At 67.8% G+C, this 637-nt stretch carries 1 pseudogene; it reads left to right on the top strand.

Annotated elements, in window-relative coordinates:
* Nucleotides 1-14: 14 nt before the first annotated feature.
* A pseudogene (locus J5M67_RS27365) lies at nucleotides 15-637 on the top strand (hypothetical protein); the annotation flags it as partial.

Below are 637 nucleotides of genomic sequence, written 5' to 3'. Positions count from 1 at the left end.
TCGCGGGCCTCACGATCGCGGTCATCGAGCATTTCGAGCACACGGTACCGAACGCGCAGAACCTGCTCGGCCAGGTGATGCAGATCGTCGATCAGGCGCGCACGCCCACGCCCGAGTGGATCTCGAACCTGCTGCCCGTCGACGCCGAGCAGATGCGCGCGAAGGCCGCCGGCCTGATGAACCGGCACATGGATCAATTGCAGCAAGGCGGCAAGAGCGTCGCGCGCGGCGTCGGGCACGTGCTGTTCGGGATGAGCATCGGCGCGATGATCGCGATCGGCATCGATCGCCACAAGCTGCGCCAGCCGCTGTCGACCGCGCTCGTCGCACGGATCTCGCGCTTCTCCGACGCGTTCCGCCGGATCGTGTTCGGGATGTCGCAGGACGACGTGAAGGCGCTCGCGGTGGACGGCACGCGGATCATCAAGGCGCACGCGCAGGCGCGCCCCGCCACCCACTGGACGTTCCAGTACTCGCCCGAGACGTTCAGCATGACCGAGCTGCCGTTCGCGCGCGAGGTCTGCGACGCCGTCGCGCAGACGTGGCGGCCGACGCGCGATCACAAGATGATCGTGAACCTGCCCGCCACCGTCGAGGCCGCGACGCCGAACGTGTTCGCCGACCAGATCGAATGGAT

Source organism: Pseudomonas sp. 30_B (assembly GCF_017491605.1).
Classification (GTDB): Bacteria; Pseudomonadota; Gammaproteobacteria; order Pseudomonadales; family Pseudomonadaceae; genus Pseudomonas.
The sequence above is the reverse complement of the archived record's forward strand: the minus strand, read 5'-3'. Positions and strand labels throughout refer to the sequence as shown.